Annotated in this window: 23 protein-coding genes and 1 riboswitch; of the genes, 20 read left to right on the forward strand and 3 right to left on the reverse strand. The window is 48.2% G+C overall.

Annotated elements, in window-relative coordinates:
* The first annotated feature begins 53 nt into the window (after positions 1–53).
* The 14 genes from TRNA_RS23965 to TRNA_RS24030 all read left to right on the forward strand — a co-directional run bounded on the left by TRNA_RS23965 (position 54) and on the right by TRNA_RS24030 (position 14,389).
* Positions 54–809: a Cof-type HAD-IIB family hydrolase gene (locus TRNA_RS23965; protein WP_003179011.1), complete on the forward strand. Its 756-nt coding sequence runs from the start codon at positions 54–56 to the stop codon at positions 807–809.
* A gap of 286 nt (positions 810–1,095) precedes the next feature.
* Positions 1,096–1,857 (forward strand): 5-oxoprolinase subunit PxpA, encoded by a 762-nt coding sequence (gene pxpA, locus TRNA_RS23970; protein ID WP_009330162.1) that lies wholly within the window; start codon positions 1,096–1,098, stop codon positions 1,855–1,857.
* Positions 1,858–1,881: 24 nt separating this feature from the next.
* Positions 1,882–3,093, forward strand: a complete 1,212-nt coding sequence (locus TRNA_RS23975; RefSeq protein ID WP_003179015.1) for an NRAMP family divalent metal transporter — start codon at positions 1,882–1,884, stop codon at positions 3,091–3,093.
* A 20-nt stretch (positions 3,094–3,113) separates the two neighbouring features.
* Positions 3,114–3,887 carry a putative hydro-lyase gene (locus TRNA_RS23980; RefSeq protein ID WP_085959542.1) on the forward strand — a complete coding sequence of 258 codons (774 nt, stop codon included), beginning with the start codon at positions 3,114–3,116 and terminating at the stop codon, positions 3,885–3,887.
* Between the two features lie 101 nt (positions 3,888–3,988).
* Positions 3,989–4,699, forward strand: coding sequence for a 5-oxoprolinase subunit PxpB (gene pxpB, locus TRNA_RS23985; RefSeq protein ID WP_044051830.1), 711 nt, complete (start codon positions 3,989–3,991; stop codon positions 4,697–4,699).
* Positions 4,696–5,709 carry a biotin-dependent carboxyltransferase family protein gene (locus TRNA_RS23990; protein WP_003179020.1) on the forward strand — a complete coding sequence of 338 codons (1,014 nt, stop codon included), beginning with the start codon at positions 4,696–4,698 and terminating at the stop codon, positions 5,707–5,709. Before pxpB ends, TRNA_RS23990 begins: the two co-directional genes overlap by 4 nt.
* Before the next feature lie 31 nt (positions 5,710–5,740).
* Positions 5,741–6,490: an IclR family transcriptional regulator gene (locus tag TRNA_RS23995; RefSeq protein WP_003179022.1), complete on the forward strand. Its 750-nt coding sequence runs from the start codon at positions 5,741–5,743 to the stop codon at positions 6,488–6,490.
* 88 nt (positions 6,491–6,578) lie between these two features.
* Positions 6,579–7,217, forward strand: a complete 639-nt coding sequence (locus TRNA_RS24000; RefSeq protein WP_011197556.1) for a GDSL-type esterase/lipase family protein — start codon at positions 6,579–6,581, stop codon at positions 7,215–7,217.
* Between the two features lie 244 nt (positions 7,218–7,461).
* Entirely contained in the window at positions 7,462–8,886 is a 1,425-nt protein-coding gene (locus tag TRNA_RS24005; RefSeq protein WP_003179025.1) for a PTS mannitol transporter subunit IICB, read from the forward strand.
* A 66-nt stretch (positions 8,887–8,952) separates the two neighbouring features.
* Positions 8,953–9,393 (forward strand): PTS sugar transporter subunit IIA, encoded by a 441-nt coding sequence (locus TRNA_RS24010; protein WP_003179027.1) that lies wholly within the window; start codon positions 8,953–8,955, stop codon positions 9,391–9,393.
* Entirely contained in the window at positions 9,390–10,529 is a 1,140-nt protein-coding gene (locus TRNA_RS24015; protein ID WP_003179029.1) for a mannitol-1-phosphate 5-dehydrogenase, read from the forward strand. Before TRNA_RS24010 ends, TRNA_RS24015 begins: the two co-directional genes overlap by 4 nt.
* Before the next feature lie 280 nt (positions 10,530–10,809).
* The gene (locus TRNA_RS24020) at positions 10,810–12,888 is read left to right on the forward strand and encodes a BglG family transcription antiterminator (protein WP_003179031.1); all 2,079 of its coding nucleotides are present in this window, start codon (positions 10,810–10,812) and stop codon (positions 12,886–12,888) included.
* A gap of 112 nt (positions 12,889–13,000) precedes the next feature.
* Positions 13,001–13,870 carry an SDR family oxidoreductase gene (locus tag TRNA_RS24025; RefSeq protein WP_003179034.1) on the forward strand — a complete coding sequence of 290 codons (870 nt, stop codon included), beginning with the start codon at positions 13,001–13,003 and terminating at the stop codon, positions 13,868–13,870.
* A gap of 15 nt (positions 13,871–13,885) precedes the next feature.
* Entirely contained in the window at positions 13,886–14,389 is a 504-nt protein-coding gene (locus tag TRNA_RS24030) for a D-lyxose/D-mannose family sugar isomerase (RefSeq protein ID WP_003179036.1), read from the forward strand.
* A gap of 16 nt (positions 14,390–14,405) precedes the next feature.
* On the opposite strand, the gene TRNA_RS24035 is transcribed toward TRNA_RS24030, so the two are convergent.
* Entirely contained in the window at positions 14,406–14,789 is a 384-nt protein-coding gene (locus TRNA_RS24035; RefSeq protein ID WP_003179038.1) for a DUF2283 domain-containing protein, read from the reverse strand.
* A gap of 85 nt (positions 14,790–14,874) precedes the next feature.
* Here TRNA_RS24035 and TRNA_RS24040 point away from each other — a divergent pair, with 85 nt between their 5' ends.
* The 3 genes from TRNA_RS24040 (at position 14,875) to TRNA_RS24050 (ending at position 17,665) form a co-directional block, all read left to right on the forward strand.
* On the forward strand, positions 14,875–15,297 hold the full coding sequence (locus TRNA_RS24040; protein ID WP_003179040.1) for a pyridoxamine 5'-phosphate oxidase family protein: 423 nt from the start codon (positions 14,875–14,877) through the stop codon (positions 15,295–15,297).
* Between the two features lie 452 nt (positions 15,298–15,749).
* Positions 15,750–16,559: a lipid II flippase Amj family protein gene (locus TRNA_RS24045; RefSeq protein WP_003179042.1), complete on the forward strand. Its 810-nt coding sequence runs from the start codon at positions 15,750–15,752 to the stop codon at positions 16,557–16,559.
* A gap of 164 nt (positions 16,560–16,723) precedes the next feature.
* Positions 16,724–17,665: an LCP family protein gene (locus TRNA_RS24050; RefSeq protein ID WP_003179044.1), complete on the forward strand. Its 942-nt coding sequence runs from the start codon at positions 16,724–16,726 to the stop codon at positions 17,663–17,665.
* 31 nt (positions 17,666–17,696) lie between these two features.
* Here TRNA_RS24050 and TRNA_RS24055 read toward each other — a convergent pair whose 3' ends face one another.
* Positions 17,697–17,990 carry a DUF3817 domain-containing protein gene (locus TRNA_RS24055; RefSeq protein WP_003179046.1) on the reverse strand — a complete coding sequence of 98 codons (294 nt, stop codon included), beginning with the start codon at positions 17,988–17,990 and terminating at the stop codon, positions 17,697–17,699.
* An 83-nt stretch (positions 17,991–18,073) separates the two neighbouring features.
* Complete coding sequence (locus TRNA_RS24060) at positions 18,074–18,484, reverse strand: carboxymuconolactone decarboxylase family protein (protein WP_003179047.1); 411 nt, start codon at positions 18,482–18,484, stop codon at positions 18,074–18,076.
* A gap of 117 nt (positions 18,485–18,601) precedes the next feature.
* On the opposite strand from TRNA_RS24060, the gene TRNA_RS24065 reads away from it, so the two are divergent.
* From TRNA_RS24065 to TRNA_RS24075, 3 genes are all read left to right on the forward strand, one after another.
* Positions 18,602–19,030: an Lrp/AsnC family transcriptional regulator gene (locus TRNA_RS24065; protein WP_003179050.1), complete on the forward strand. Its 429-nt coding sequence runs from the start codon at positions 18,602–18,604 to the stop codon at positions 19,028–19,030.
* A 73-nt stretch (positions 19,031–19,103) separates the two neighbouring features.
* Positions 19,104–21,287 carry a DNA topoisomerase III gene (locus TRNA_RS24070; RefSeq protein ID WP_025805960.1) on the forward strand — a complete coding sequence of 728 codons (2,184 nt, stop codon included), beginning with the start codon at positions 19,104–19,106 and terminating at the stop codon, positions 21,285–21,287.
* A 444-nt stretch (positions 21,288–21,731) separates the two neighbouring features.
* Positions 21,732–21,875: riboswitch (cyclic di-AMP (ydaO/yuaA leader) on the forward strand.
* 99 nt (positions 21,876–21,974) lie between these two features.
* A complete protein-coding gene (locus TRNA_RS24075; protein ID WP_011197562.1) occupies positions 21,975–23,795 on the forward strand; it encodes an APC family permease in 1,821 nt (606 codons plus the stop codon).
* The last annotated feature ends 100 nt before the right edge of the window (positions 23,796–23,895 follow it).

A 23,895-nucleotide genomic window follows, 5' to 3' on the forward strand; every position in this document is an offset into this window, starting at 1 on the left:
TTTTATATTAGAATAGATAAAAGCCTAAAAAAAGTGGAGGTATCTTAAATATCGTGTCAGTCAGTCAAAGAAATCGAATCGATGTGAAGCTAGTAGCTCTGGATATGGATGGAACACTGTTAAATGACGAACAAACCATTTCTGATGAAAACAGAAAAGCGATTAAAGAAGCTGAGGAAAAAGGGGTTTATGTCGTGCTTAGCACCGGGCGGACGCTGATGACGTGCCGGGAGTTGGCGGAGTCGCTCGAACTGTCTTCTTTTTTGATCACGGCAAACGGCAGTGAAATCTGGGATTCGTCTTTCAACCTGGTCGAGCGCCAGCTGCTTCATCCCGATCATGTCCAAATGATGTGGGATTTGCGCAATCTGCACAACACCGATTTCTGGGCCGCCAGTGTCGATAAAGTGTGGAGAGGCGAGTTTCCTGAGGATATACAAGCGTATGAATGGCTGAAATTCGGCTTTGATATTCCGGATGACGACGTCAGAAACCGGGTCCTGGAAGAGCTGAAAAAGAACAAAGAATTGGAAGTCACCAATTCAAGCCCGACCAATATTGAAGTCAATGCCATCGGGATCAATAAAGCGGCCGCTTTGGCAAAAGTGTGCGAGCGCCTCGGCTTTACGATGGAACATGTGATGGCGGTCGGAGACAGTTTAAATGATATCGCCATGATCAAAGAAGCCGGTTTAGGCGTTGCCATGGGGAACGCCCAGGAAATCGTCAAAGAAACCGCGGACTGGATTACAGATTCCAATATCGAACACGGAGTCGCAAAGGCGATCAGGCATTGGGTATTGTCCTAGCCGAAAAAAGAGCCGATTTGCGGCTCTTTTTTTTGTGCAAAATAAAAAATATTCATGGACTGAAGCAAGCTGAAAAACCTTGTGAAATCAGGTTTTTCAGCTAAAGTTTTTAGGTATAACGATTTATTTTATGTGAGGTTTCCTAACAATATGATGCCAAGCGGGCAAATCCTTGATATAATCAATTCAAGTTTGATTATTCGGAATTAATGTTCCGAAAATCGGAACAAAACGAGGGATATACTAAAATTCGACCGAATGTGCATCAATATATAGGGGGGATTTGATGAATCAAGTTGATTTAAACTGCGATCTTGGAGAAAGCTTCGGCGCTTATAAAATCGGGCTGGATGAGGAGATTCTCGAGTTTGTTACATCAGCCAACATCGCTTGCGGATTTCATGCGGGAGACCCTGGCGTCATGCGCAAAACCGTCAAAATGGCGGCGGAAAAAGGCGTGAAAATCGGCGCGCATCCGGGACTTCCCGATTTAGCGGGATTCGGGCGCCGCAATATGGCGATCACGCCTGAAGAAGCATACGATCTTGTCGTGTATCAAATCGGTGCGCTTTCAGGATTTCTAAAGGCTGAAGGCGTGACCATGCAGCATGTGAAACCCCATGGCGCACTATATAATATGGCCGCGCAAAGCCGGGAACTGTCGGATGCGATCGCGCGCGCAGTTTATCAAACAGACCCGGAACTGATTTTATTCGGTTTGGCGGGAAGCGAACTTGTGCTTGCCGGTGAAAGAGCCGGTTTAAAAACGGCTCACGAAGTTTTCGCCGACCGTACATATCAAGAAGACGGAACGCTGACTTCCCGCCGCCAGAATGATGCGCTGATTCAAGATGACGATGAAGCCGTCGGCCAGGTGATCCGCATGGTGAAAGAAGGCAAGGTCCGCAGCCTGCAGGGAACGGATGTCAGCCTTAAAGCAGATACGGTGTGCATTCACGGTGATGGTGCACACGCGCTTCATTTTGCGAAAAAAATCCGCCGCGAACTCAGAGCAGCAGATATTAAAGTACAAGCTTTTTCTACATGATGTTGACAAAAGGAGGAATACCATTTGAAACAAAATAAAAAAACAAAAGCGCCGGCAGGCAACTGGACGTTGCTTTTGGGCGCCGCTTTTTTAATGGCCACATCTGCAATCGGGCCGGGATTTTTAACACAAACCACAGTATTTACACAATCTTTGGCCGCAAGCTTCGGCTTTGTCATCCTCGTTTCCATCATTTTAGATATTTTCGCCCAAACCAATGTGTGGAGAATTATTGCGGTTTCTGAAAAAAGAGGGCAGGAAATCGCCAACCTCGTCTTACCGGGACTCGGCTATTTTATCGCCTTTCTTGTCGTTCTGGGCGGGCTTGCCTTCAACATCGGCAATATCGGAGGCGCCGGTCTCGGCATGCAGGTTTTATTCGGCATTTCGCCGCAGATGGGAGCCATCATCAGCGCCGTCATCGCGATTTTGATCTTTGTCATTAAAGAAGCGGGAAAAGCGATGGACCGGTTTACGCTGATCGCAGGCTTTGTCATGATTTTACTGACGGTGTACGTCGCTGTCACCACCGGACCTCCGGTAGGGGAAGCGATAACGAAGACGGTCATGCCTGATAACATTGATTATCTTGCGATTATAACGCTTGTCGGCGGTACGGTCGGCGGATACATTACATTTGCCGGCGGACACCGATTGCTTGATGCGGGTGTTAAAGGGAAGGATGCGATCCCTGAAGTAACGAAAAGCTCTGTTTCCGGCATTTTGATCACGTCTGTCATGAGGATTGCGCTTTTCCTTGCCGTACTTGGCGTCGTATCAAAAGGTATGCAGATTAATCCGGATAATCCGCCGGCATCAGTATTCCAGCATGCCGCAGGAAATGTCGGATACAAAATCTTCGGCCTCGTCATGTGGAGCGCTGCTATTACATCCGTGATCGGTGCTGCTTATACGTCGGTATCATTCTTTAAAACGTTTTCTCCGAAAATCGAAAAGAATTCACGCGGCATTATAATTGTCTTTATTATTGTATCAACGCTTTGCTTTGTAACAATTGGAAAGCCGGTCAACCTTCTCGTTCTTGCCGGCGCATTAAACGGCTTAATCTTGCCGATCGCACTAGGCTCCCTTTTAATCGGCGCACATAAGAAGAATGTCATCGGCGACTACAGGCATCCGATCTGGCTTACAATTCCGGGCATTCTGGTCGTTATTGTCATGGCCATCATGGGAGGCTATACGTTAATCAATGAAATTCCTAAGTTATGGGGATGATCTCGTTGCATGTAAATGAAATGCGTCCTGACGAAGTCAGGGCTCTGATTCGAAAAGGGGAAATAACGGGTCCGACAGCCGGCATGGCCGGGGGTTTTACCCAGGCAAACCTGGTGATTTTGAAAAAAGAGCTCGCTTTTGAGTTCTTGCTGTTTTGCCAGCGCAATCAAAAGCCGTGTCCGATTCTTGATGTCACGGACCCCGGATCTCCGGTTCCGTCCATCACGGCGCCGGACGCTGATATCCGCACCGATTTTCCAAAATACCGCGTATACAAGCGTGGCGAATTGGCGGATGAAGTGACAGATATCTCTTCTTTATGGGAAGACGACATGGTCGGTTTTTTAATCGGCTGCAGCTTTACGTTCGAACAAGCGTTAATGAATAACGGAATCCCTGTCAGACACATTGAAGAAAAGCGAAATGTCCCGATGTATCAAACGAATATTCCTTGTGTCCCGGCAGGCCGTTTTCAAGGGCCTATGGTCGTCAGCATGAGGCCGGTTCCGGAAGAGCAGGCGGTGCGAGCCGTTCAGGTTACATCAAGGCTTCCCGCCGTTCACGGAGGGCCTGTCCATATCGGCAGTCCAGAAGCCATCGGTATAACAGACATCGCAAAACCCGATTTCGGCGATGCGGTAACGATAAAAAAAGGGGAAGTTCCGGTATTCTGGGCTTGCGGCGTCACCCCTCAGGCAGTCGCAATGCACGCAAGGCCGGAGCTGATGATTACGCATTCGCCCGGCCATATGCTGGTTACCGATGTTCGGGATGAACAATTTGGTGTGTTATAGGATTTCAAAATCAATACAGAGCGGTTTATCTGTATTGATTTTTAATTTAAGGGGATGAAAGGCAAGGTGAAACAGAATTGAAAAATCTTTCGAATGCGACAATGTCTCCGCTCGGCGACTCCGCGGTTATCATCCAGCTTGGAGAGGGGATAAGCGAACAGACGCACCGTGTCGTCAGCGCGCTGACAAAGCGGATTGAAAACGATCCGTTTCCCGGTTTTATTGAGTGTGTGCCGGCTTTCACGAGTGTGACCGTTTTCTATCAGCCATTTGAAGTATACCGCAAGATGGAGAGCGGCAAGGCTGTTGATTCTCCGTATGAAAAGGTAAAAGCCCTCCTCGACCATCATCTCCAAGAGCTCACAATGGAAGAAGAGACAGATCAGCGCACGGTGGAAATTCCGGTTTGTTACGGCGGCCGTTTCGGCCCTGATTTGGAGGAAGTGGCCGACATCAACGGCCTGACTGCACAGGAAGTCATCGATATTCACACCTCGGGTGAGTACCTCGTTTATATGATCGGCTTTGCGCCGGGCTTCCCTTACCTAGGCGGAATGTCTGAAAAGATAGCCGCACCGCGGCGGTCATCTCCTCGGACTTCGATTCCCGCCGGTTCAGTCGGAATAGCCGGCATGCAAACAGGCGTCTATCCCCTTTCAACGCCGGGCGGCTGGCAGCTGATCGGCAATACGCCGCTTGAATTATTCAAGCCTTATGAACAGCCTCCGAGCCTTCTGAGAGCAGGGGATATCGTGAAATTTGTCAGCGTGACAGAAGAGGAGTATCACGCGCTGAAGGAGGGGAAATCTTGAGCATAGAAGTGTTAAAGCCGGGTCTGATGACAACGGTTCAAGACTTGGGCCGCACAGGTTTTCAAAAATACGGCGTGCTTGTCAGCGGTGCCATGGATGCCGATTCTTTGCGGATTGCCAATCTGCTCGCGGGGAACAGCCAGAACGAAGCTGCGCTTGAAGTGACGCTGATGGGGCCGGGGCCGTCTCTCCGCTTTCAAAAACCTGCTCTTATAGCGGTGACGGGCGCTGACTTTTCACTGATGGTAAATGACGAAGAAGTCCCGCTTTGGCGCCCGGTTTTCATCAAAGAGGGCAGCGTGTTGACATTCGGCATGTGCAAGCGCGGAAGCCGTGCATATATGGCAGTGGCCGGGGGAATTGATGTGCCGCCTGTAATGGAAAGCAAAAGCACATATGTCAGAGCAGGACTCGGCGGCTTTCAAGGAAGGGCGCTTCAAAAGGGAGACGTGTTATCGCTAGGCAGCCCGACGCCGTTGTCGGAAGCGCTGCACAGAAAGCTCGCAGACGAGGGCAAAGAACGGGGCTTTGCGGCTCCGAAGTGGGCTGTCGACCGCAAATATTTTCTCCCGCTAAAAAAGAACCCGGTCATTCGTGTCATCAAAGGCGATCAGTTTGCTTGCTTTACCTCATCATCACAAGAGCGCTTTTTCGCGGGTCCATTCCGGGTGACGGCTAAATCCGACCGGATGGGGTACCGTCTTCAAGGAGAGGCGCTCGAACTCACTCAGCCTCTGGAAATGATCTCTGAAGCGGTATCATTCGGAACGATTCAAGTGCCGCCCGACGGCAATCCGATCGTTCTTCTCGCAGACAGGCAGACAGCGGGCGGATACCCGAGAATCGCCCATATCGCATCAGCTGATTTTTCTCAGGTCACGCAGATGATGCCGGGCGAGCAGGTGCAGTTTCAGCTTGTCAGCCTTCAGGAAGCAGAGCGCGTTTACATCGAACGGGAGACGAAAATCAGCGAACTTTCTGCCCGATTGAAGCTTGAATACATGTTATGATAGGTGTGATGTGTATCAGGAGGGGGAAGGCATGGAACATAAAAACAAAACAGTCGTCAAAGCCATGACCCTGCTCAATCTGTTCCTGACGAGAGAAAGGCTCTCGCTGGGCGACATGATTGAGCTGACAGGCATGCCGAAAACATCTGTCTACCGCATGGTTTGTTCTCTCGAAGAAATGGGTTTTCTCGACCGCGACGAGAACGGGATGTATAGCTTAGGACTGCTGTTTTTGCAATACGGCCACCTTGTTTCAGAAAGGCTTGATATTCGAAAAATCGCTCTGCCCATCATGGAAGAACTCCGCGATGACGTGGATGAAGCCGTCCATTTAATTGTAAGGCAGGGAAATGAAGCAATGTATATAGAAAAAATTGAGGGCACGCAGACCGTTCGCCTCTATACAGCGATCGGGAGGCGGTCCCCTTTATATGCCGGAGCCTGTGCGAGAAGCATTCTGACGTTTTTGCCTGAAGAGGAGCGGGATGCCTATATCGAGCAAACAGAGCTGGTGCCGATCGCTTCCGGCACGATCCGGGACAAGGCTGAGCTGATCCGCATTGTGGACGAGTCGTACCGGAGCGGCTGCACGGTCAGTCATTCGGAGCTCGAAGACTACACCTCCGCGATTGCCGCGCCGATTTTCAATCATAAGCGCGAAGTCGCAGCTGGGATCAGCATCGCCGGGTTTGAAGCCCGCTTTCAGAAAGACCGTCTTCCTTATTTGACCGAAAGAGTGAAAAAGGCGGCGCTTGACATCTCGAGAAAATTAGGTTTTTAGGAAAAAAGAAAAGTATCCTTTCGAGCCTCTGCCGAGTACATATATGGTAGCTGCCGCGAAAAAACGGCATATCGGAGGGGGAAAGGATATGACGCTTCAATATACGGCTCTCGGCGACTCTTTAACCGTCGGGGTCGGTGCAGGTTTGTTTGAGCCGGGATTTGTACAGCGCTATAAAAGGAAAATGGAAGAGGATTTGAACGAAGAAGTTTCTTTGATTGTATTTGCGAAATCCGGTCTTGAGACGTCGGAAATTTTAGCGATGCTGAACGAGCCTTTCATCATGGAACAGGTCAAAAAAGCGGACGTCATCACGATAACGGGCTGCGGAAATGATCTTCTGCAATCGCTGGAGATATATGAAAAAGAAAAGGATGAACACGTCTTTTTGGAAGCTTCCTCCCACTGTCAGAAAAACTACTCAGGCATGCTTGAGAAGATCAGAGAAATAAAGGGAGAAAAAGATACGCGTTATCTCGTCCGGCTTCTCAATTTATACAACCCATTTCCGTCAATCGAATTAGCGGACAAATGGATTTCCGGCTTTAACAGGCACTTAAAGCAGCTAGAGTCCGCTCCGCAAATCAAGGTGATCGATACTTATGCTGTCTTTAAAGGACGCGAAAAAGAATATTTGTCAATTGACCGTGTGCATCCAAGCAGCAGAGGGTATGAAGCGATGTCGGAAAAGCTGAGAGCGGCGGGCTACGGGCGGCTGGAGGGCTGAATATGATGAAGAAAGACCATTCCAATCAGGAATGGTCTTTTTTTATGCAATTCTTCAGCGAGCAGCCGAAAACAGACTAAAAAATGAAACTATTAAATTTTGTCACACGGCTCCTGCCAAAGTGCCGTTTTCTTTCGATTGAGCAGTCATCTGTAAGCGTTTTAATATAGAAACAGGGAGCCGACATTATTCGACATCATTTTTTTATCACAGGCTTTAAAGGACAACAAAGGAGGGTTATGAAATGGAAGATAGACAAAATCAAGATTTCAAAGTAAAGATTCAACGTTTCGGAAGCTATTTGAGCGGAATGATCATGCCGAATATCGGTGCATTTATCGCATGGGGGATCATTACCGCATTGTTTATTCCGACGGGATGGATGCCGAATGAAGCGCTTGCTTCATTGGTTGATCCAATGATCAAATTTTTGCTGCCGCTCTTGATTGGATACACGGGCGGTAAGATGGTGTACGATCACCGCGGAGGCGTCGTCGGTGCGACTGCAGCGATCGGCGTTATCGTCGGCGCGGACATTCCGATGTTCCTCGGCGCGATGATCATGGGGCCGCTGGGCGGCTACCTGATGAAACTGACGGACAGGCTTTTCAAAGATAAGGTCCGTTCCGGATTTGAAATGCTGATCAACAACTTTACAGCCGGAATTCTCGGCTTCATTCTGGCGGTGCTCGGCTTTCTTGCAATCGGTCCGGTGGTGCTCGGCTTAAACAAAACATTGGCGGCCGGCGTGGAAGTGATCGTCAATGCGAATCTGCTTCCGCTCGCAAGTATTTTTGTAGAGCCTGCGAAAGTTCTTTTCCTTAACAATGCGATCAACCACGGTATTTTGAGCCCGATTGGTATTGAGCAGGCCGCCCAGACAGGAAAATCAATTTTATTCCTTTTAGAGGCGAACCCAGGCCCTGGTCTCGGGATTCTTTTAGCTTACATGATTTTCGGAAGAGGCACATCAAAGCAGACCGCTCCGGGCGCTGCAGTGATCCATTTCCTAGGCGGTATTCACGAAATTTATTTCCCTTACATTCTGATGAAACCGCTGTTAATCCTGGCTGCAATAGCGGGCGGAGCGAGCGGTGTGCTGACGTTTTCCATCTTTAATGCGGGGCTTGCGGCTGTTCCTTCACCTGGAAGTATTATTGCGGTGCTGGCGATGACGCCGAAAGGCAACCACATCGGCGTGATCCTTGGTGTTCTCGTCGCAGCAGTCGTTTCATTCATTGTAGCTTCTTTGATTTTGAAAACGTCTAAAGCCGGCGAAGAAGATTTGACGGCCGCGGCGGAAAAAATGCAGCAAATGAAAGGCAAGAAGAGCCAGGCCGTTTCTGCATTGACTTCGGCTGACGAAGCGGAAGAATCAGCGGCTCCGTACGAAAATGTCAGCAAGATCATCTTCGCGTGTGATGCCGGAATGGGCTCCAGTGCGATGGGGGCATCAATTTTGAAAAACAAAGTCAAAAAAGCAGAACTCGATATCGACGTATCCAATACATCGATCAATAATCTGCCGGAAGATGCCGATATCGTCATCACGCATAAAGACTTAACGGAACGCGCAAAAGCGAAGCTTCCAAGCGCCAGACACATATCGGTGGAAAACTTCCTTAACAGTCCAAAATACGACGAACTGATCAATCAGCTTAAAAAGTAAAGTTTGAGAACCCGTGAGCCTGAAAATCAGGCTCACACAACATGTATGAAAGAGAGTGATTTCCCAATGAAACCAGTACTTGCAAAAGAAAACATTCATCTCAATCAATCTGCCGCAACGCAGGAAGAAGCGATCAGACTGGCCGGAAAGGCGCTGGTTGACGCCGGCTATGTTACCGCGGATTATATCGAGAAAATGTTGGAGAGGGAAGGCCTCACTTCCACTTACATGGGGAACGCAATCGCCATTCCGCATGGTACGGAAGACAGCAAGCAGGATGTTCTTCATTCCGGAATATCCGTTATCCAGCTTCCGGAAGGTGTCGAATACGGCGATGGCAATATTGCTAAAGTGATCTTTGGCATTGCCGGAAAAAATGATGAGCATTTGGAGATTTTGTCAAAGATTGCGATTGTCTGCTCAGAAGCGGACAATGTCGAACGGATCATCAATGCGAAAAATGAAGACGAGTTAATGGCGGTTTTTGAAGAAGGTGACCAGGTATGATTGCACTGCATTTCGGTGCGGGGAACATCGGCCGCGGATTTATCGGAGCCTTGCTCTGCAAATCGGGGTATGATGTCGTGTTCGCCGATGTAAATGATGCCGTGATCAATGAACTGAACGATAAGGGCCGCTATACCGTCGAAATGGCCGATGCCGGAAGGAAGCAGGAAACGATCGGACCGGTCCGGGCGATCAACAGTGCGACCCAGCTTGACGAATTGTATGATTTGATAGCGAAAGCCGACCTTGTCACCACAGCGGTAGGCCCGGCGGTGCTTAAATTGATCGCAGAGCCGATTGCAGAAGGTTTGAAGCGTCGGATGAAAATAAACAAGCAGCCTTTAAATATTATAGCTTGCGAGAATATGATCGGGGGCAGCGCTCATCTTCGCGAGGAAATTTTCGCCCGCTTAACTGAAACGGAGCGCGCCGCAATCAGCGATTCAGTCGGCTTTCCGAACTCGGCAGTCGACAGAATCGTGCCGATCCAGCACCATGATGATCCGTTGAAAGTAACGGTGGAGCCTTTTTTCGAATGGGCCGTTGATCAAACGGAATTCGCCGGAAAAGTGCCGGATATTGAAGGTGTGACATATGTAGCGGATCTTGCGCCATTCATCGAAAGAAAGCTGTTTACGGTCAATACCGGACACGCCATGGCGGCGTATGCCGGCTATAAGAAAGGTTTGAAGACGATAAAAGACGCCATTCATCATCCGGAGGTCCGCCAAACGGTGGCAGGCGCGCTAGAAGAAACAGGCCGGTACCTTGTCCAAACATACGATTTTACACAGGAAGAGCACCGGGCATATATGACAAAAATTATCGGCCGCTTTGAGAATGAATGCCTGTCAGACGATGTCACCCGTGTGGCCAGGTCGCCGCTTCGCAAGCTTGGCAGGGATGACCGTCTTGTCGGCCCGGCCCGGAAGCTTTGCGATCTCGGCTTTGAACCTGTCCGCCTTGCAGAAGGCATTGCCCTGGCGCTGCAGTTTGATTGTGCCGATGATCCGGAAGCCGTTCAGCTTCAAAGCATGATCGCTGAAAAAGGCTATGCCGGCGTGCTTCGCGACGTATGCGGACTCGAAGAGGATCATTCTTTATTCAAACTGGTAATCAGCCATTTGAAAGCATAGCTTTAGATAGAATCGGGAGAGGGCGGCAGCCGGGCGGGGGCTGCCGAAAACAGAATGTATGAACAGGGCGGCGCAGATGCAACCTAATCTAGAAACATCAGCTGTGAGCTGATGTTTCTTCACTTCTTGAAAAGTATTTGCACAGATTTTAATAAAAAATTAATTAGTTTGAATTGAAGATTTTTTGACAGCGTTTTATGATAGGGATACCGTTTCAACCGCCGGAACCCCTTTCACCCCCCCCCCCCCGCAAAAACGACAACACCGGAGGCGGCGTTTTATGTATATGACAGCAAGGGAACAAAAACTAATGAAATACCTTTTGCATCAAAACCGTTATGTCAAAGTCAATGAAATTGCCGGCTATATAGAAGTCAGCACAAGAACGGTCCACCGCGAGCTCAAAGCGGTTAAATCCGTTCTGGACAAGTACAGGCTTCAGCTTGATAAGCAGCCGGGAAAAGGCTTGAAACTGGTCGGAGCCTACAGAGACAAACAGCGGCTTCTTGAAGATCTGTCCCGGGACAGTCATGTCGAATACAGTGCCGATGAACGAAAGCTTTTGATTTTATGCGCGATGCTTGAAACGGGAGAGCCGATCAAGCTTTATACAATTGCCCATGACTTGCAGGTGACGGCGGCAACGATCAGCAACGATCTTGACGAGCTGGAGAAGTGGATCGCTCCATTCGGCCTTTCGCTGATCAGAAAAAGAGGCTACGGTATAGAGCTGAGGGGGCCGGAGGACGCCAAGCGGAAAATCGTCGGAAACTTGATGGCCGACAAGCTCGATGTTCAGCAGTTTCTGGAAACGATCGAAATGAATATTAAAGGCAAGAACGAAGCGCCGGAGAAAATATTCGGTGTCGTCAGCCGGGGGAAATTGCTGAAAGCGGAAAAAGTGCTGTTTCAGATGAAAGAAAAGTATGGACTTTCTCTTTCCGACAGTGCATACATCGCTCTGGTCGTCCACTTGACGTTTGCGATCGAGCGGATACAGCTCGGTGAAATGATCAATATGAATGAAGAAGAATTGACGGATCTGAAGCGTACGAAAGAGTTTGAACTGGCGCTTGCGCTTGCAAAGGCGCTTGAAGATGCGTTTCACGTGAAGATACCCGAAGCTGAGGCGGGGTATATTACGATGCATTTAAGAAGCGCCAACAAAAGCTTCAAAATCGACTACAGAGCGGAAGATATCGAGCTGGATACTGCGCTCAGAACGAAAAAGCTGATCGATTTCATCTCGCAAAAAACGGGCATGAATTTAACCGGCAATCATTCGCTTTATGAAGGATTAATCGCCCACCTTGAACCGGCGATCATCCGGATCAAAGAAAAGATGTCGGTGCATAATCCGTTAACAGAGCAGGTCAAAAAAGATTATTTTCTCCTATATATGGCCATAGAGGAAGGCGTCGAAATATTTTTCCCGGAAATCCGGTTTCCAGATGAAGAAATTGCTTTTATCGTCCTTCACTTTGGATCGGCGCTTGAGATGAGCAAACAAAAAGTAGACATCAACGCGCTCGTGATTTGTTCGAGCGGAATCGGTTCATCAAAGATGCTGGCCTCGCGGTTGAAAAAAGAGCTTCCTGAAATCGCTTCCTTTGAGATATCCTCTCTGATGGAACTGAAGACGAAAAACACTGATGCCTTTGACATCATCGTTTCAACCGTGCCGATCCCATATGAAAACATTGACTGCGTCACCGTCAGTCCGCTCCTTGACACGGAAGATGTGAAACAGATCAAACACCAGCTCACCCGAAAAATCCCGCTCATCCTTCGGAAAAAGCGGATGGCGCCCAAAAAACCGGAGCCGTTTCCAGATATGCTTCAGATTGCGCGGAAAATCGGCCATTACGCGGCCGGCATTCAACATATACTGAGCCATTTTACGGTTGAAACGATGGAAGCTGAATCAAGCCTGGAACATACGGTCAAACGGATTTGCGGAACCCTGGAAGATCAAGGCCTGGTTAAGGATGCAGGGCAGATGGCGGATGGACTGATGAAAAGAGAAGCACAGGGTGGCCTCGGAATTCCCGGAACAACCTTCGCGCTGTTTCATTTAAAAAGTGAAGCGGCCGCGGTTCCCCTCTTTAAAGCTTATGATCTGTCCAAACCGTTCGAGATCAAAGGGATGGACGGAAGCGCCATGAAGATGATGCGGATGCTCATCATGCTGGCGCCGGCCGATCTGTCTCCGGAAGGTTCCGAGATTCTGAGCTTCATCAGCTCTTCGATGATAGAAAGTGATGAGAGCATAAAAGCATACCAGACCGGAGACCGCGAGCAGCTGTACGGCATGCTGAACGTGCTGTTTCACCGGTTTATACAGGATAAAGAGTGGTGAGAGCCCCGGGTTAACCCGGGGCTTTCTTCATTTTTATCGCACATGGTCATGTTTAAACAAAAATTTCTCCGGTTAAAAGTCTAGTAACATCAGCTAAAGGGAGGAATCACAAATGGATTTGCGCAATCAGCAGACAAACGGGCAGCCGGCGCAGACGCAAGACCGCCAGCCCGGCATCGAAAGCGTCATGAATCCGCGTCCGATCTATGAGGATGAAAATTACAAAGGAACGGATAAACTGAAAGGAAAGGTCGCGCTGATCACAGGAGGCGACAGCGGAATCGGCAGAGCTGTTGCCGTTGCCTATGCTAAAGAAGGCGCGGACATCTCGATCGTCTACTTGAATGAACACGAAGACGCTCAGGAGACGAAAGCGCGCGTTGAAAAAGAGGGCGTCAAATGCCTGCTGCTTCCCGGCGATGTCAGGGATGAAGCTTTCTGCAATGACGCGGTTGAGCAGACGGTGAAGGAGCTGGGCCGTCTTGATATTCTTGTCAATAATGCGGCCGAACAGCATCCTAAAGACAGCATTAAAGAGATTTCCAGTGAACAGCTCGAGAAAACATTTAAAACAAATTTCTTCTCTTATTTCTACTTTACAAAAAAAGCGATTGATTATCTGGAGCCGGGCAGCGCGATCATCAATACAACATCGATCAACCCTTACCGGGGCAATCCGCAGCTGATTGACTACACGGCAACAAAAGGGGCGATCAATGCGTTTACACGGTCGATGTCACAGGCGCTCGTCAAAGACGGCATCCGTGTCAATGCCGTTGCACCGGGACCGATTTGGACGCCGCTGATCCCGTCAACGTTTTCAGGGGAGGAAGTGGCGAAGTTCGGTACAGATACACCGATGGGCCGTCCAGGTCAGCCGGTCGACCATGTGGGCTGCTATGTGCTTTTAGCATCTGACGATTCTTCGTATATGACAGGGCAGACCCTCCACGTCAACGGCGGAGACTTTATCACGACATAAAAGGGGGAAGCTCGTGTGAAGGTGACAAAGGAAGATGTAATTGAATACTACGAGAAAGCGGGCATTGTGCTGAACGACGATGATAAAGAAAACATCCAAATCATGGACTACGGATTAAATAAGCTGGATAAGCTGGGGCTTCAGCTGTTCGTCTATGTCAACACAGACCGCTACTGCGCCAAAGAGCTCGTATTATTCCCTGAACAAACATGCCCCGAACACCGGCATCCTCCTGTAGACAAGCAGAAAGGGAAGGAAGAGACATTCAGGTGCAGATACGGAAAAGTGTATTTGTATGTAGAAGGAGAAAAAACGGAAGCCCCGGCCGTTATGCCGCCGGACGAGGATATTGAACATTTCACCGTTTGGCACGAAATTCAGCTCACGCCCGGCGAACAGTTTACGATTCCGCCGGACACGAAGCATTGGTTCAAAGCGGGGAGTGAAGGTGCGGTGGTCACGGAGTTTTCTTCAACAAGCACCGATGATCACGATGTGTTCACAGATCCGAGAATTTAGCGAATGGGAGTCCATCTCATTCGCTTTTTTTCGCTCGCTCCATCACATCAAAGCCGATGAAGTGCCGTCCGTCATGATCGGCAAAATAAAATTGAACACCGTTCACACAAAGTGTTTTGACCGCTTCCTGTGCCGTCGGTCGAAACCGCCGAACGTGCGTCCCGTTTAGGTAAGCCGGTTCAAGTTTATATTTTCTGCCGGTCAGCGTTCCAAGCCGCGCGATTTCCGGAGCCTCGTCCCCCGGAAATTCGACACCGATGATCCGCTGATGGCGGTCAAAGTCTGCAGACAAAGCCGTGTCGCCGATATCATCTGTTGCTGATACCGATCCGGCCCGCCTTTCCGTTAAAGCAATGTAGCCCATATCAGCCTCGGCATCAAACGATATGAAAATATTCACGTCAAAAACCTCCATTCAATTGTTTAATATACAAGACATTGTGGAAAAGTAACAGTGGAGACGATACAAAGGAGGGAACCTCAAAATGGATCAGCAGCAATTGAAGAACAAGGTGCTTGATATTCTCGATCATCATAAAATCGGTTCGCTTGCAACGGTTGAAAGCGGCAAGCCTCATTCCCGCTACATGACCTTTTTCCATGACGGGCTGACGCTTTATACACCGACAAGCGATGAGACGCACAAGGCGGAAGAGATTGATAACAATCCGAACGTCCACGTGCTGTTGGGTTATAACGGCGAAGGATTAGGCGATGCATACCTTGAAATTACAGGTACGGCAAAGCTCAACCATTCAAAGGATTTAAAGGACAAAATTTGGGATGAAAGGCTTGAGCAATGGTTTGACGGAAAGGACGATCCGAACTTGACCGTGCTTGAGATTGAGCCTTCGGAAATCAGACTGATGAATGAAGGCGAAAGCACCCCGGTCACGCTTGACATGTAGCACTGTGCTCAATCAGTTTGTCATAAAGGGCGAACTGTAGTATAATAAAAAACAGGAACACGCAAAAGAGCAAATAAATGGAAAGTAAACTTCTTTTTTCTTTCTTAGAAGATGCTAATTTCTTCCTCTGACCCGCCCCTAACAGGATAGAGGGAAAAAAGACTTTTTGTTTCACAATTCACACTGGCGCGGCTTCGGAGCCGCAAGGACGAATGAGAGGTAGGGCTTTCGTTGTCTTGTATCAGAAATTCCATGGTGTTTACTTTCGCTCGGAACGATAGATGCTGATCTTTTACGAAATTCAAATGACCGCCTTTGGCAGCGGATAATAATTTATTTGCTCGAATAAATATGATAATTGAGACCGCTTCGGCTTTTGCCGGAGCGGTTTTTGATTTGCCGAAACGTTTCCGTTTTAAAAACAGTCTTACCTATAGACTGGAGGAAGGTAAATGGACTTTTTAACATCCAAGGTGCTATTGATTTTTTGTTTTCTGTTGTTGATCCATTCCATCGAAACGCTCGCTTACGCTGCCCGGCTGTCAGGCGCGAGAGTCGGATTTATCGCATCGGCTCTGTCATTATTTAATGTGATGGTCATCGTCTCGAGAATGTCAAACATGGTTCAGCAGCCTGTGACGGGAAAGCTTGTTGATGTCGCGGGGGCGGATGCGCTTTCCCTCGTCGGTAGCCAATTTCGGTTTTTGATCTTTGGTTCAACCGTCGGCACAATTTTCGGAATGCTGCTTCTGCCGACATTCGTCGCCGTATTTTCGAGAGCGATTGTTCATTTGGCAGGAGAAAATGGCTCCGTTTTGCAAGTGTTTCGCAAGGCGTTTTCAAAAAATAGCTTCAAGCATGCAAAGCATTATGCAAAAAGACCGAGCCTGGAATATGTGAAAGACTTTCGGTTCCGCTATATACCGAAACGGCTGTTTGTCTTGAACATGGTCATTACGGCGATTTATACAATCGGCGTTCTTGCCGCTCTTTATGCGGGCGTCCTTGTGCCCGAAAGGCATACGACCGCGGTGATGGCCTCCGGCCTTGTCAACGGGGTTGCGACGATGCTGCTCGCGCTGTTTGTCGATCCAAAGGTGTCGGTACTTGCAGATGACGTAGCAAAAGGGAAGCGGAGCTATACGTATTTGAAATGGGCTTCGATCACAATGGCAGCATCGAGGGTGGCCGGGACGATTTTTGCCCAAGTACTATTTATTCCCGCTTCTTACTATATCGCATGGATGACGAAGTGGATGTAGTCGATTTTTGACGAAAAGATCAAAATTCGATCATTTTCATTACATTATGAAACAAATGAAAACAAAATATTATCTTTTTCGACAGGGTTAGACAGCTTGATCTTTCTTTTATTAATTGCCCGCTGTTTCATCCTGTGATAGTCTTATGTGTGGCGGTGATAAAAGTGGAGAGGGTTAGAGTAAGAGTAAGAAAACCGAAAAGAAAAAGGCGAAAAATCATAAAGCGCCTGTTTACATTAACTTTGCTGGTTATCATAGCAGCAGCGGGTTATACCTACTTTGAATACAAAAAAGGCTTATCTGAATCTGACGGAGATTTTAAAGAAGACGGACAGTTTGAATTTAACGGGGAAGGCTCTGATCTTGATGAAGTGAACATCCTCGTTCTTGGGATCGATTCAAGAGGGGAAGACCATTCAAGGTCTGACTCCATGATGGTCATCCACTATAATAAAAAGCAGAAACAGCCTAAATTGATTTCGATTATGAGGGACAGCTATGTCGACATTCCGGGATATGACAAGCAAAAAGTCAATGCGGCTTATGCATACGGAGGCCCGGAACTCGTCAGAAAAACATTAAAAGAATCCTTTGATTTGGACATTAACTATTACGCTGTCATCGATTTTAAAGGTTTTGCCAAAATCGTTGATGCGGTGGCGCCTGACGGCATCGAAGTCGATGTTCCGAAAAAAATGTCATACGGAATCGGCATGACACTGCAGCCGGGAAAACAAGTTCTTCACGGTGAAAGGCTGCTGGGCTATGTCCGGTTCAGGCATGACAGAGAAAGCGATTTTGGACGGGTCAGAAGGCAGCAGGAAGTCTTTTCAAAGCTTCAAAAAGAAGCGGTGAGCATCGGAAATATCGCACAGCTTCCGAAGCTGTGGGGGCTCGTCGATCCGTATATTGAAACAAACATTCCGAACGGCGTCATACTCTCCGTCGGCAAAGACTTTTTGCTTGGAAGCGTAAAAGAAACCAAAAGCTTCAGGCTGCCGGTTGACGGATCATTTACGAACAAAGACGATCCAAAATACGGGGCAGTCCTTGATTTAGACCTTGAACAAAACAAGGAAGAGCTGAAACGCTTTTTAAATGAGTGATCAAAAAATCCGCCGGGAAACCCGGCGGATTTTACTGATCATATTTTTTTAGTCCCCGGTCATAAAGGAAATTGCCGAATGGAACAAATGCGGCCACAAGACCGGCAGCCGGCCATTTCACAGACCACCTCAGCACAAAAGTTGCATACAACAGAACAAACAAATACAAAATAAACAATCCGCCGTGAACCGATCCGACAATCGTAACGGCCATCGGGTAATCCGCCCAATATTTAAGCGGCATGGCGATGAACAGCAGGATTAAAAGCGACATGCCTTCAATAAAACCCATCAACCGAAGGCGGCCAATCGGCGTTTGCAGCATAGTATACCTCCTGTGGAGTGATAGTCTACCTTTATACTATAAACCAAAAGGGGACAAATATGACAGGTTTTTCTCCGATTGATTTATGCGTCTGCCGGAAGCTTCATTAAAGCGCCGAAGTATTGCTGGGCAGTCGTAAAACAAATAAATGCGGTCAATTCCGTTATTTCTTCTTCTGAAAACACTTCTTTTAAAACATCAAACTGCCTGTCTGACACGCGCTCCCTCTGCGCCAAAAAGACCTCTGCAAACCCCATCGCAAAGCTCGTTTTCTGCTGATTCGGAATCTCGGGCTTCCCCTTGGCCTTGCAATATTCACACCCGTTTCCCTGAGCCAGCACACGGCGCACCTGCTCCTTCAGTTCCTTTGATAAAAAGCCATCTCCTGACAGCTCCTCAGCTAAAGCCGTCCAGCTTGACATCAGGCTTTCAGAGTGTCCGAGCAGCCGCTGAAACGGCGTCTCTCCTCTGTCTGAAAAATTGATTCTTGTCATATGATGATCACCTCTTCATAATCATATATAAGCAGAAGAGAAATATGAATTTCGAACGAAAGAATTTTCGTGAAAATATTAAAATAATGAAATAGAATGGAGGGAATAAAGTTACATATGAAAATTGATGATCTCGATTTTAAAATCATAGCCGAATTAAAGAAAGACAGCCGTTTATCGATGCGGGAGCTGGGCAGGAAGATCAGCCTTTCGGCACCGTCTGTGACCGAAAGAGTCAGGCGGCTCGAATCGTTCGGCGTCATAAAAAAATATACGCTGGACATCGATTACCAAAAGGTCGGTCTTCCCGTTTCCTGCATCATTGAAGCAACGGTGAAAAACGGGGAATACGAGAGGTTTAAAGCGTATATCGAACGCCTCCCGAACATTGAATTCTGCTACCGGATCGCGGGAGCTGCCTGCTATATGCTGAAAATCAATGCAGAGAGCCTGGCGAAGATCGAAGCGTTTATCAATGAAACGTCTCCATATGCCCAAACCGTGACACACGTGATTTTTTCGGAAATTGAAACAAAGGAATCGTGAACATTAGAGATGCATCTGTATCATCTGTTATAATATAAGGATGCATGAACAAGAAAGTGATGTGATGATGGACGTGTCTAAAACAGTTGTTTTAGCAGAAAAACCTTCAGTCGGCCGTGACTTGGCCCGCGTGCTGAAGTGTCATAAAAAAGGAAACGGATATCTTGAAGGCGACCGCTATATCGTGACATGGGCGCTCGGCCATCTGGTCACATTGGCGGACCCTGAAGGATACGGAAAGGAATACCAGTCTTGGCGGCTTGAAGACCTGCCGATCATCCCTGAGCCTTTAAAGCTCGTCGTGATCAAAAAGACCGGAAAACAGTTTCAGGCGGTAAAATCGCAGCTGATCAGAAAAGATGTCAAAGACATCGTCATTGCAACCGATGCCGGCCGGGAAGGCGAGCTCGTCGCCCGCTGGATCATCGAAAAAGCAAAGGTCACGAAGCCATTGAAGCGTCTGTGGATTTCATCTGTTACTGACAAAGCGATCAAAGACGGATTTAAAAACTTAAAGAACGGCAAAGACTTTGAAAACCTTTACCATTCAGCTGTGGCTCGAGCTGAAGCCGATTGGATCGTCGGCATCAACGCGACGAGGGCGCTGACAACGAAATTCAACGCCCAGCTTTCCTGCGGGCGCGTACAGACGCCGACGCTGGCAATGATCGCCAAAAGAGAGGAAGATATTAAGAACTTTAAACCCGTCCCTTATTTCGGCTTGCGCGCAGCGGTCGACGGCATGACGCTGACATGGCAGGACAAAAAGACGTCACAGACACGCACGTTCAACGCATCTGTGACGTCGCAGCTTGCAGGAGCGCTGCAAGGCAAACCGGCCGTCATCGTCGACTTGAAAAAAACGGCGAAAAAAAGCTTTGCTCCCGGACTTTATGATCTGACTGAGCTGCAGAGGGACGCCCATAAACGCTTCGGCTTTTCCGCAAAAGAAACGCTGTCCGTTTTGCAGAAGCTCTATGAGCAGCACAAGCTCGTCACCTATCCGCGGACGGACTCAAGGTTTCTTTCCAATGACATCGTCCCGACGCTGAAAGACCGTTTGGAAGGCATGCAGGTGAAGCCTTATGCCCAGCATGTGGCCCGGATCCTGAAGCGGGGGGTTAAAGCCAATAAAAGCTTTGTCAACGATGCGAAAGTATCCGATCACCACGCGATTATTCCGACGGAAGAGCCGCTTGCGCTCGGCGCGTTAAGCGAAAAGGAAAGAAAGCTTTACGATTTGATCGCGAAGCGCTTCCTCGCTGTTTTAATGCCGCCGTTTGAATATGAAGAAACAAAAGTGTTTGCCGAAATCGGCGGAGAAACCTTTACGGCAAAAGGGAAAACAGTTCAGTCGCAAGGCTGGAAAGCGGTGTACGATTTCGCAGACGAAGATGATGACGAGGAAGAAAAGGATCAAACCCTTCCAAAACTCGCAAAAGGCGACACGCTTTCCGTCCGGTCTTTGACAGAGACGAAGGGTGAAACAAAACCGCCGGCGCGGTTTAATGAAGGAACATTGCTGTCTGCGATGGAGAATCCAGCCGCATTTATGCAGGGAGAAGAAAAAAACCTTGTGAAAACCCTCGGAGAGACGGGCGGACTTGGGACGGTCGCGACACGCGCCGATATTATCGAAAAGCTGTTCAACACGTTCCTGATTGAGAAAAAAGGAAAAGATATTTACATTACTTCAAAAGGAAAACAGCTCCTTGAGCTTGTTCCGTCAGATTTAAAATCTCCGGCCCTCACCGCCGAATGGGAGCAGAAGCTGTCAGGCATTGCGAAAGGAAAGCTGAAATCTTCAGCCTTCATTAAAGAAATGAAGGAGTACGCAAAGCAGACGATCAGAGAAATCAAAAGCAGCAATCAAAAGTTTAAGCACGACAATATCACAGGAACACATTGCCCTGACTGCGGAAAACTGATGCTGAAAGTAAACGGCAAACGCGGCACAATGCTCGTCTGCCAGGACAGGGAGTGCGGCCATCGGAAAACGGTCGCCAAACAGACGAACGCCCGCTGCCCGGTTTGCCATAAGCGCATGGAGCTGCGCGGCCACGGGGAAGGCCAAACCTTTGCCTGTGTCTGCGGCCACCGCGAAAAGCTCTCCGTTTTCGAAAAGCGCAGAGCCAAAGACAAAAATTCAAAAGCGTCAAAACGCGATGTACACTCTTACATGAAAAAGCAAAACAAGGATGAGCCGATCAACAATGCGCTCGCCGAACAGCTGAAGAAGCTGAAGCTTGATCAATAAAACGGGAAGCCTGCCGGGGACGGCAGGCTGTTTTAATTTGTCCAAATATCACAAAAAGCTGCTGTTATGACGCGATGATAGAAGGAGATTCACTGCGCGGAAAAAACCGGGAAATTCATGTAGCCGCGCCCAGGAAAATCGGATTGAAACATGAGGATATTCTGGATGCCGATCAATGTTGAAATCCTTGTCAGCCGCTCTTGTATAAAGACCGACTCCGCCTTTGGAAAATCGCCCCGCACTTTTGTGGCAGGGGAATTTTAGCGAAGTTGAGCACAGCCGGAAAACGAAGCATGATATCTCGATTTTCTCTTTTGCTCTGTCGGGTTTAAGAAAAGAATTGATGTACAATCAATAGGTCAGAAAGCCTGTCTACCGCCGGTTTTTTTTATATTAAAAAAGTATTTACAATGCTCGTAAACGGGAGTATGATCTCTCTATAATAATCCAAAATCGCTTAATCTAAAAAAGAGCGGGGGAACCATTTAGAGGCGTACAGCCTCCGGGGTGAATCCTTTTAAAGGTAGGGCAAACTCTCGTGAGCCCGAATCCGTCAGCTAACCTCGTAAGCGTTAAGAGAGAGGGAGATAACCTGGGAATAAAAATCCGATTCCGCAGGGGCTTTTGCCTCTGCGCTTTTTTGTGCGAAAAAATACTGAAAAAACAGCAAAGAAGGAGAAGACAATGATGTATAGTGCAATAAAGCGGTTTTTAATCGGGAAGCCATTGAAATCAAAAGAGCTTAGAGAACAAAAGATTACAAAAACAAAAGCATTGGCTTTGCTTTCCTCTGACGCCCTGTCTTCCGTCGCTTACGGAACAGAGCAGATTCTGATCGTTTTGGCGGCTGTCAGTTCCGCCGCATTATGGTATTCTCTGCCGATTGCCGCAGGCGTCATGATTTTATTGACGGCATTAATTCTTTCATACCGGCAGATCATTTTTTCTTATCCGCACGGAGGAGGAGCTTATGTTGTATCAAGGGAAAACCTTGGAGTGAACCCGGGGCTGGTCGCAGGAGGGTCTCTTCTTGTCGATTATATTTTGACAGTAGCCGTCAGCGTTTCCGCGGGAACCGACGCCATTACATCGGCAGTTCCTATGTTGCATCCGTATCATCTTCTGATAGCGATTGTGCTGGTGCTTTTGATTATGGTTTTAAATTTACGAGGGCTGACAGAATCGGCTTCAATATTGGCATACCCTGTGTATTTATTTGTGGCCGCTCTCTTGATTCTGATCGCGGCAGGCAGCTACAAGCTGCTTACCGGGCAAATCGAGCCGGCGGAGCATGCTGCAGTCGGCACGCCTGTTGCCGGGCTGTCCCTGTTTCTCCTGCTTAAAGCTTTTTCTTCAGGCTGTTCGGCATTAACCGGCGTAGAGGCGATTTCCAATGCGATACCTGCTTTTAAAGATCCCGCGCCAAAAAATGCCGCAAATACCCTTGCGATGATGGGGATATTGCTGGCTGTCCTGTTTTCGGGGATTACAATGCTTGCTTTCGGTTACGGCATCACGCCGAAAAGCGAAGAGACGGTTGTTTCGCAGATTGCATCGGAAACATTCGGGCGGTCTTTCCTTTACTTTTTCATTCAGGGCACGACTTCAATGATTTTAGTGCTGGCGGCAAATACCGGGTTCTCGGCCTTCCCGCAGCTTGCGTTTAATTTGGCCCGGGATAAATATATGCCGAGAATGTTTACGGTCAGAGGAGACCGCTTAGGGTATTCAAACGGGATCATCTTTCTCGGTATTGCATCGATTGTGCTGATTGTGCTGTTTAACGGACAGACGGAGCATCTCATTCCTTTATATGCGGTCGGCGTGTTTATACCGTTTACCCTTTCGCAGACGGGGATGTGCTTGAAATGGATGAGGGAAAAGCCGGACGGCTGGATTGCAAAAATGATCATTAATGCAGCAGGAGCCGCCATCTCCGCTGTCGTGCTGCTGATTTTATTCATTACAAAGTTTGCGCTTGTTTGGCCGATTGTCATCTTCATGCCGATTGTCATTTGGGCCTTTTATGTGGTGAAAAAGCACTATACAGCGGTGAGCGAGCAGCTGAGAATAACAGGCAAGCCTTTGGAGCCGATCAAAGGAAATATCGTCATTGTACCTGTCGCGGGTGTGACAAGCGTCGTCGAAAAGTCGGTCCAATACGCAAAAACCTTGTCAGATCAAGTGATTGCGGTTCATGTATCATTTGACAAAGAAGAAGAGAAAAAGATTGAGAAGAAATGGGAGGCTCTTCAAAACGGGGTCAGGCTTGTAACGCTTTATTCCTCATACCGAAGCTTGATCCACCCATTGGAAAAGTTTCTGGAAACAGTTGAAGCCAAAGCGGCGAGCTACAACTACTCTGTGATGGTTCTCGTACCCCAGTTCATTCCGAAAAAAAGCTGGCACAACATTCTTCACAATCAGTCCGCGCTTTTGCTGCGGCTGAGGCTCCTGTGGAAAAAAGACATAGTTGTTGCCACGCTTCCATACCATTTTAAAAAGTAAAAAACCTGCAGAGCCATGCCTCTGCAGGCTGTTTTTTTGGCGGGTACGCTGCAAAACGTTTCAGCAGAAATGGAAGGAGGTATGGAAAAAACAAAGGAGG

The sequence above is a fragment of the Bacillus licheniformis DSM 13 = ATCC 14580 genome, assembly GCF_000011645.1.
GTDB classification, from domain to species: domain Bacteria; phylum Bacillota; class Bacilli; order Bacillales; family Bacillaceae; genus Bacillus; species Bacillus licheniformis.

Excerpts from the sequence above, each read along its gene's own strand:
- pxpA (WP_009330162.1), top strand. The coding sequence starts at position 1,096 with ATGAATCAAGTTGATTTAAACTGCGATCTTGGAGAAAGCTTCGGCGCT.
- TRNA_RS23980 (WP_085959542.1), top strand. The coding sequence starts at position 3,114 with ATGCGTCCTGACGAAGTCAGGGCTCTGATTCGAAAAGGGGAAATAACG.
- pxpB (WP_044051830.1), top strand. The coding sequence starts at position 3,989 with ATGTCTCCGCTCGGCGACTCCGCGGTTATCATCCAGCTTGGAGAGGGG.
- TRNA_RS23995 (WP_003179022.1), top strand. The coding sequence starts at position 5,741 with ATGGAACATAAAAACAAAACAGTCGTCAAAGCCATGACCCTGCTCAAT.
- TRNA_RS24000 (WP_011197556.1), top strand. The coding sequence starts at position 6,579 with ATGACGCTTCAATATACGGCTCTCGGCGACTCTTTAACCGTCGGGGTC.
- TRNA_RS24005 (WP_003179025.1), top strand. The coding sequence starts at position 7,462 with ATGGAAGATAGACAAAATCAAGATTTCAAAGTAAAGATTCAACGTTTC.
- TRNA_RS24010 (WP_003179027.1), top strand. The coding sequence starts at position 8,953 with ATGAAACCAGTACTTGCAAAAGAAAACATTCATCTCAATCAATCTGCC.
- TRNA_RS24015 (WP_003179029.1), top strand. The coding sequence starts at position 9,390 with ATGATTGCACTGCATTTCGGTGCGGGGAACATCGGCCGCGGATTTATC.
- TRNA_RS24020 (WP_003179031.1), top strand. The coding sequence starts at position 10,810 with ATGTATATGACAGCAAGGGAACAAAAACTAATGAAATACCTTTTGCAT.
- TRNA_RS24025 (WP_003179034.1), top strand. The coding sequence starts at position 13,001 with ATGGATTTGCGCAATCAGCAGACAAACGGGCAGCCGGCGCAGACGCAA.
- TRNA_RS24040 (WP_003179040.1), top strand. The coding sequence starts at position 14,875 with ATGGATCAGCAGCAATTGAAGAACAAGGTGCTTGATATTCTCGATCAT.
- TRNA_RS24045 (WP_003179042.1), top strand. The coding sequence starts at position 15,750 with ATGGACTTTTTAACATCCAAGGTGCTATTGATTTTTTGTTTTCTGTTG.
- TRNA_RS24055 (WP_003179046.1), bottom strand. The coding sequence starts at position 17,990 with ATGCTGCAAACGCCGATTGGCCGCCTTCGGTTGATGGGTTTTATTGAA.
- TRNA_RS24060 (WP_003179047.1), bottom strand. The coding sequence starts at position 18,484 with ATGACAAGAATCAATTTTTCAGACAGAGGAGAGACGCCGTTTCAGCGG.
- TRNA_RS24065 (WP_003179050.1), top strand. The coding sequence starts at position 18,602 with ATGAAAATTGATGATCTCGATTTTAAAATCATAGCCGAATTAAAGAAA.
- TRNA_RS24075 (WP_011197562.1), top strand. The coding sequence starts at position 21,975 with ATGTATAGTGCAATAAAGCGGTTTTTAATCGGGAAGCCATTGAAATCA.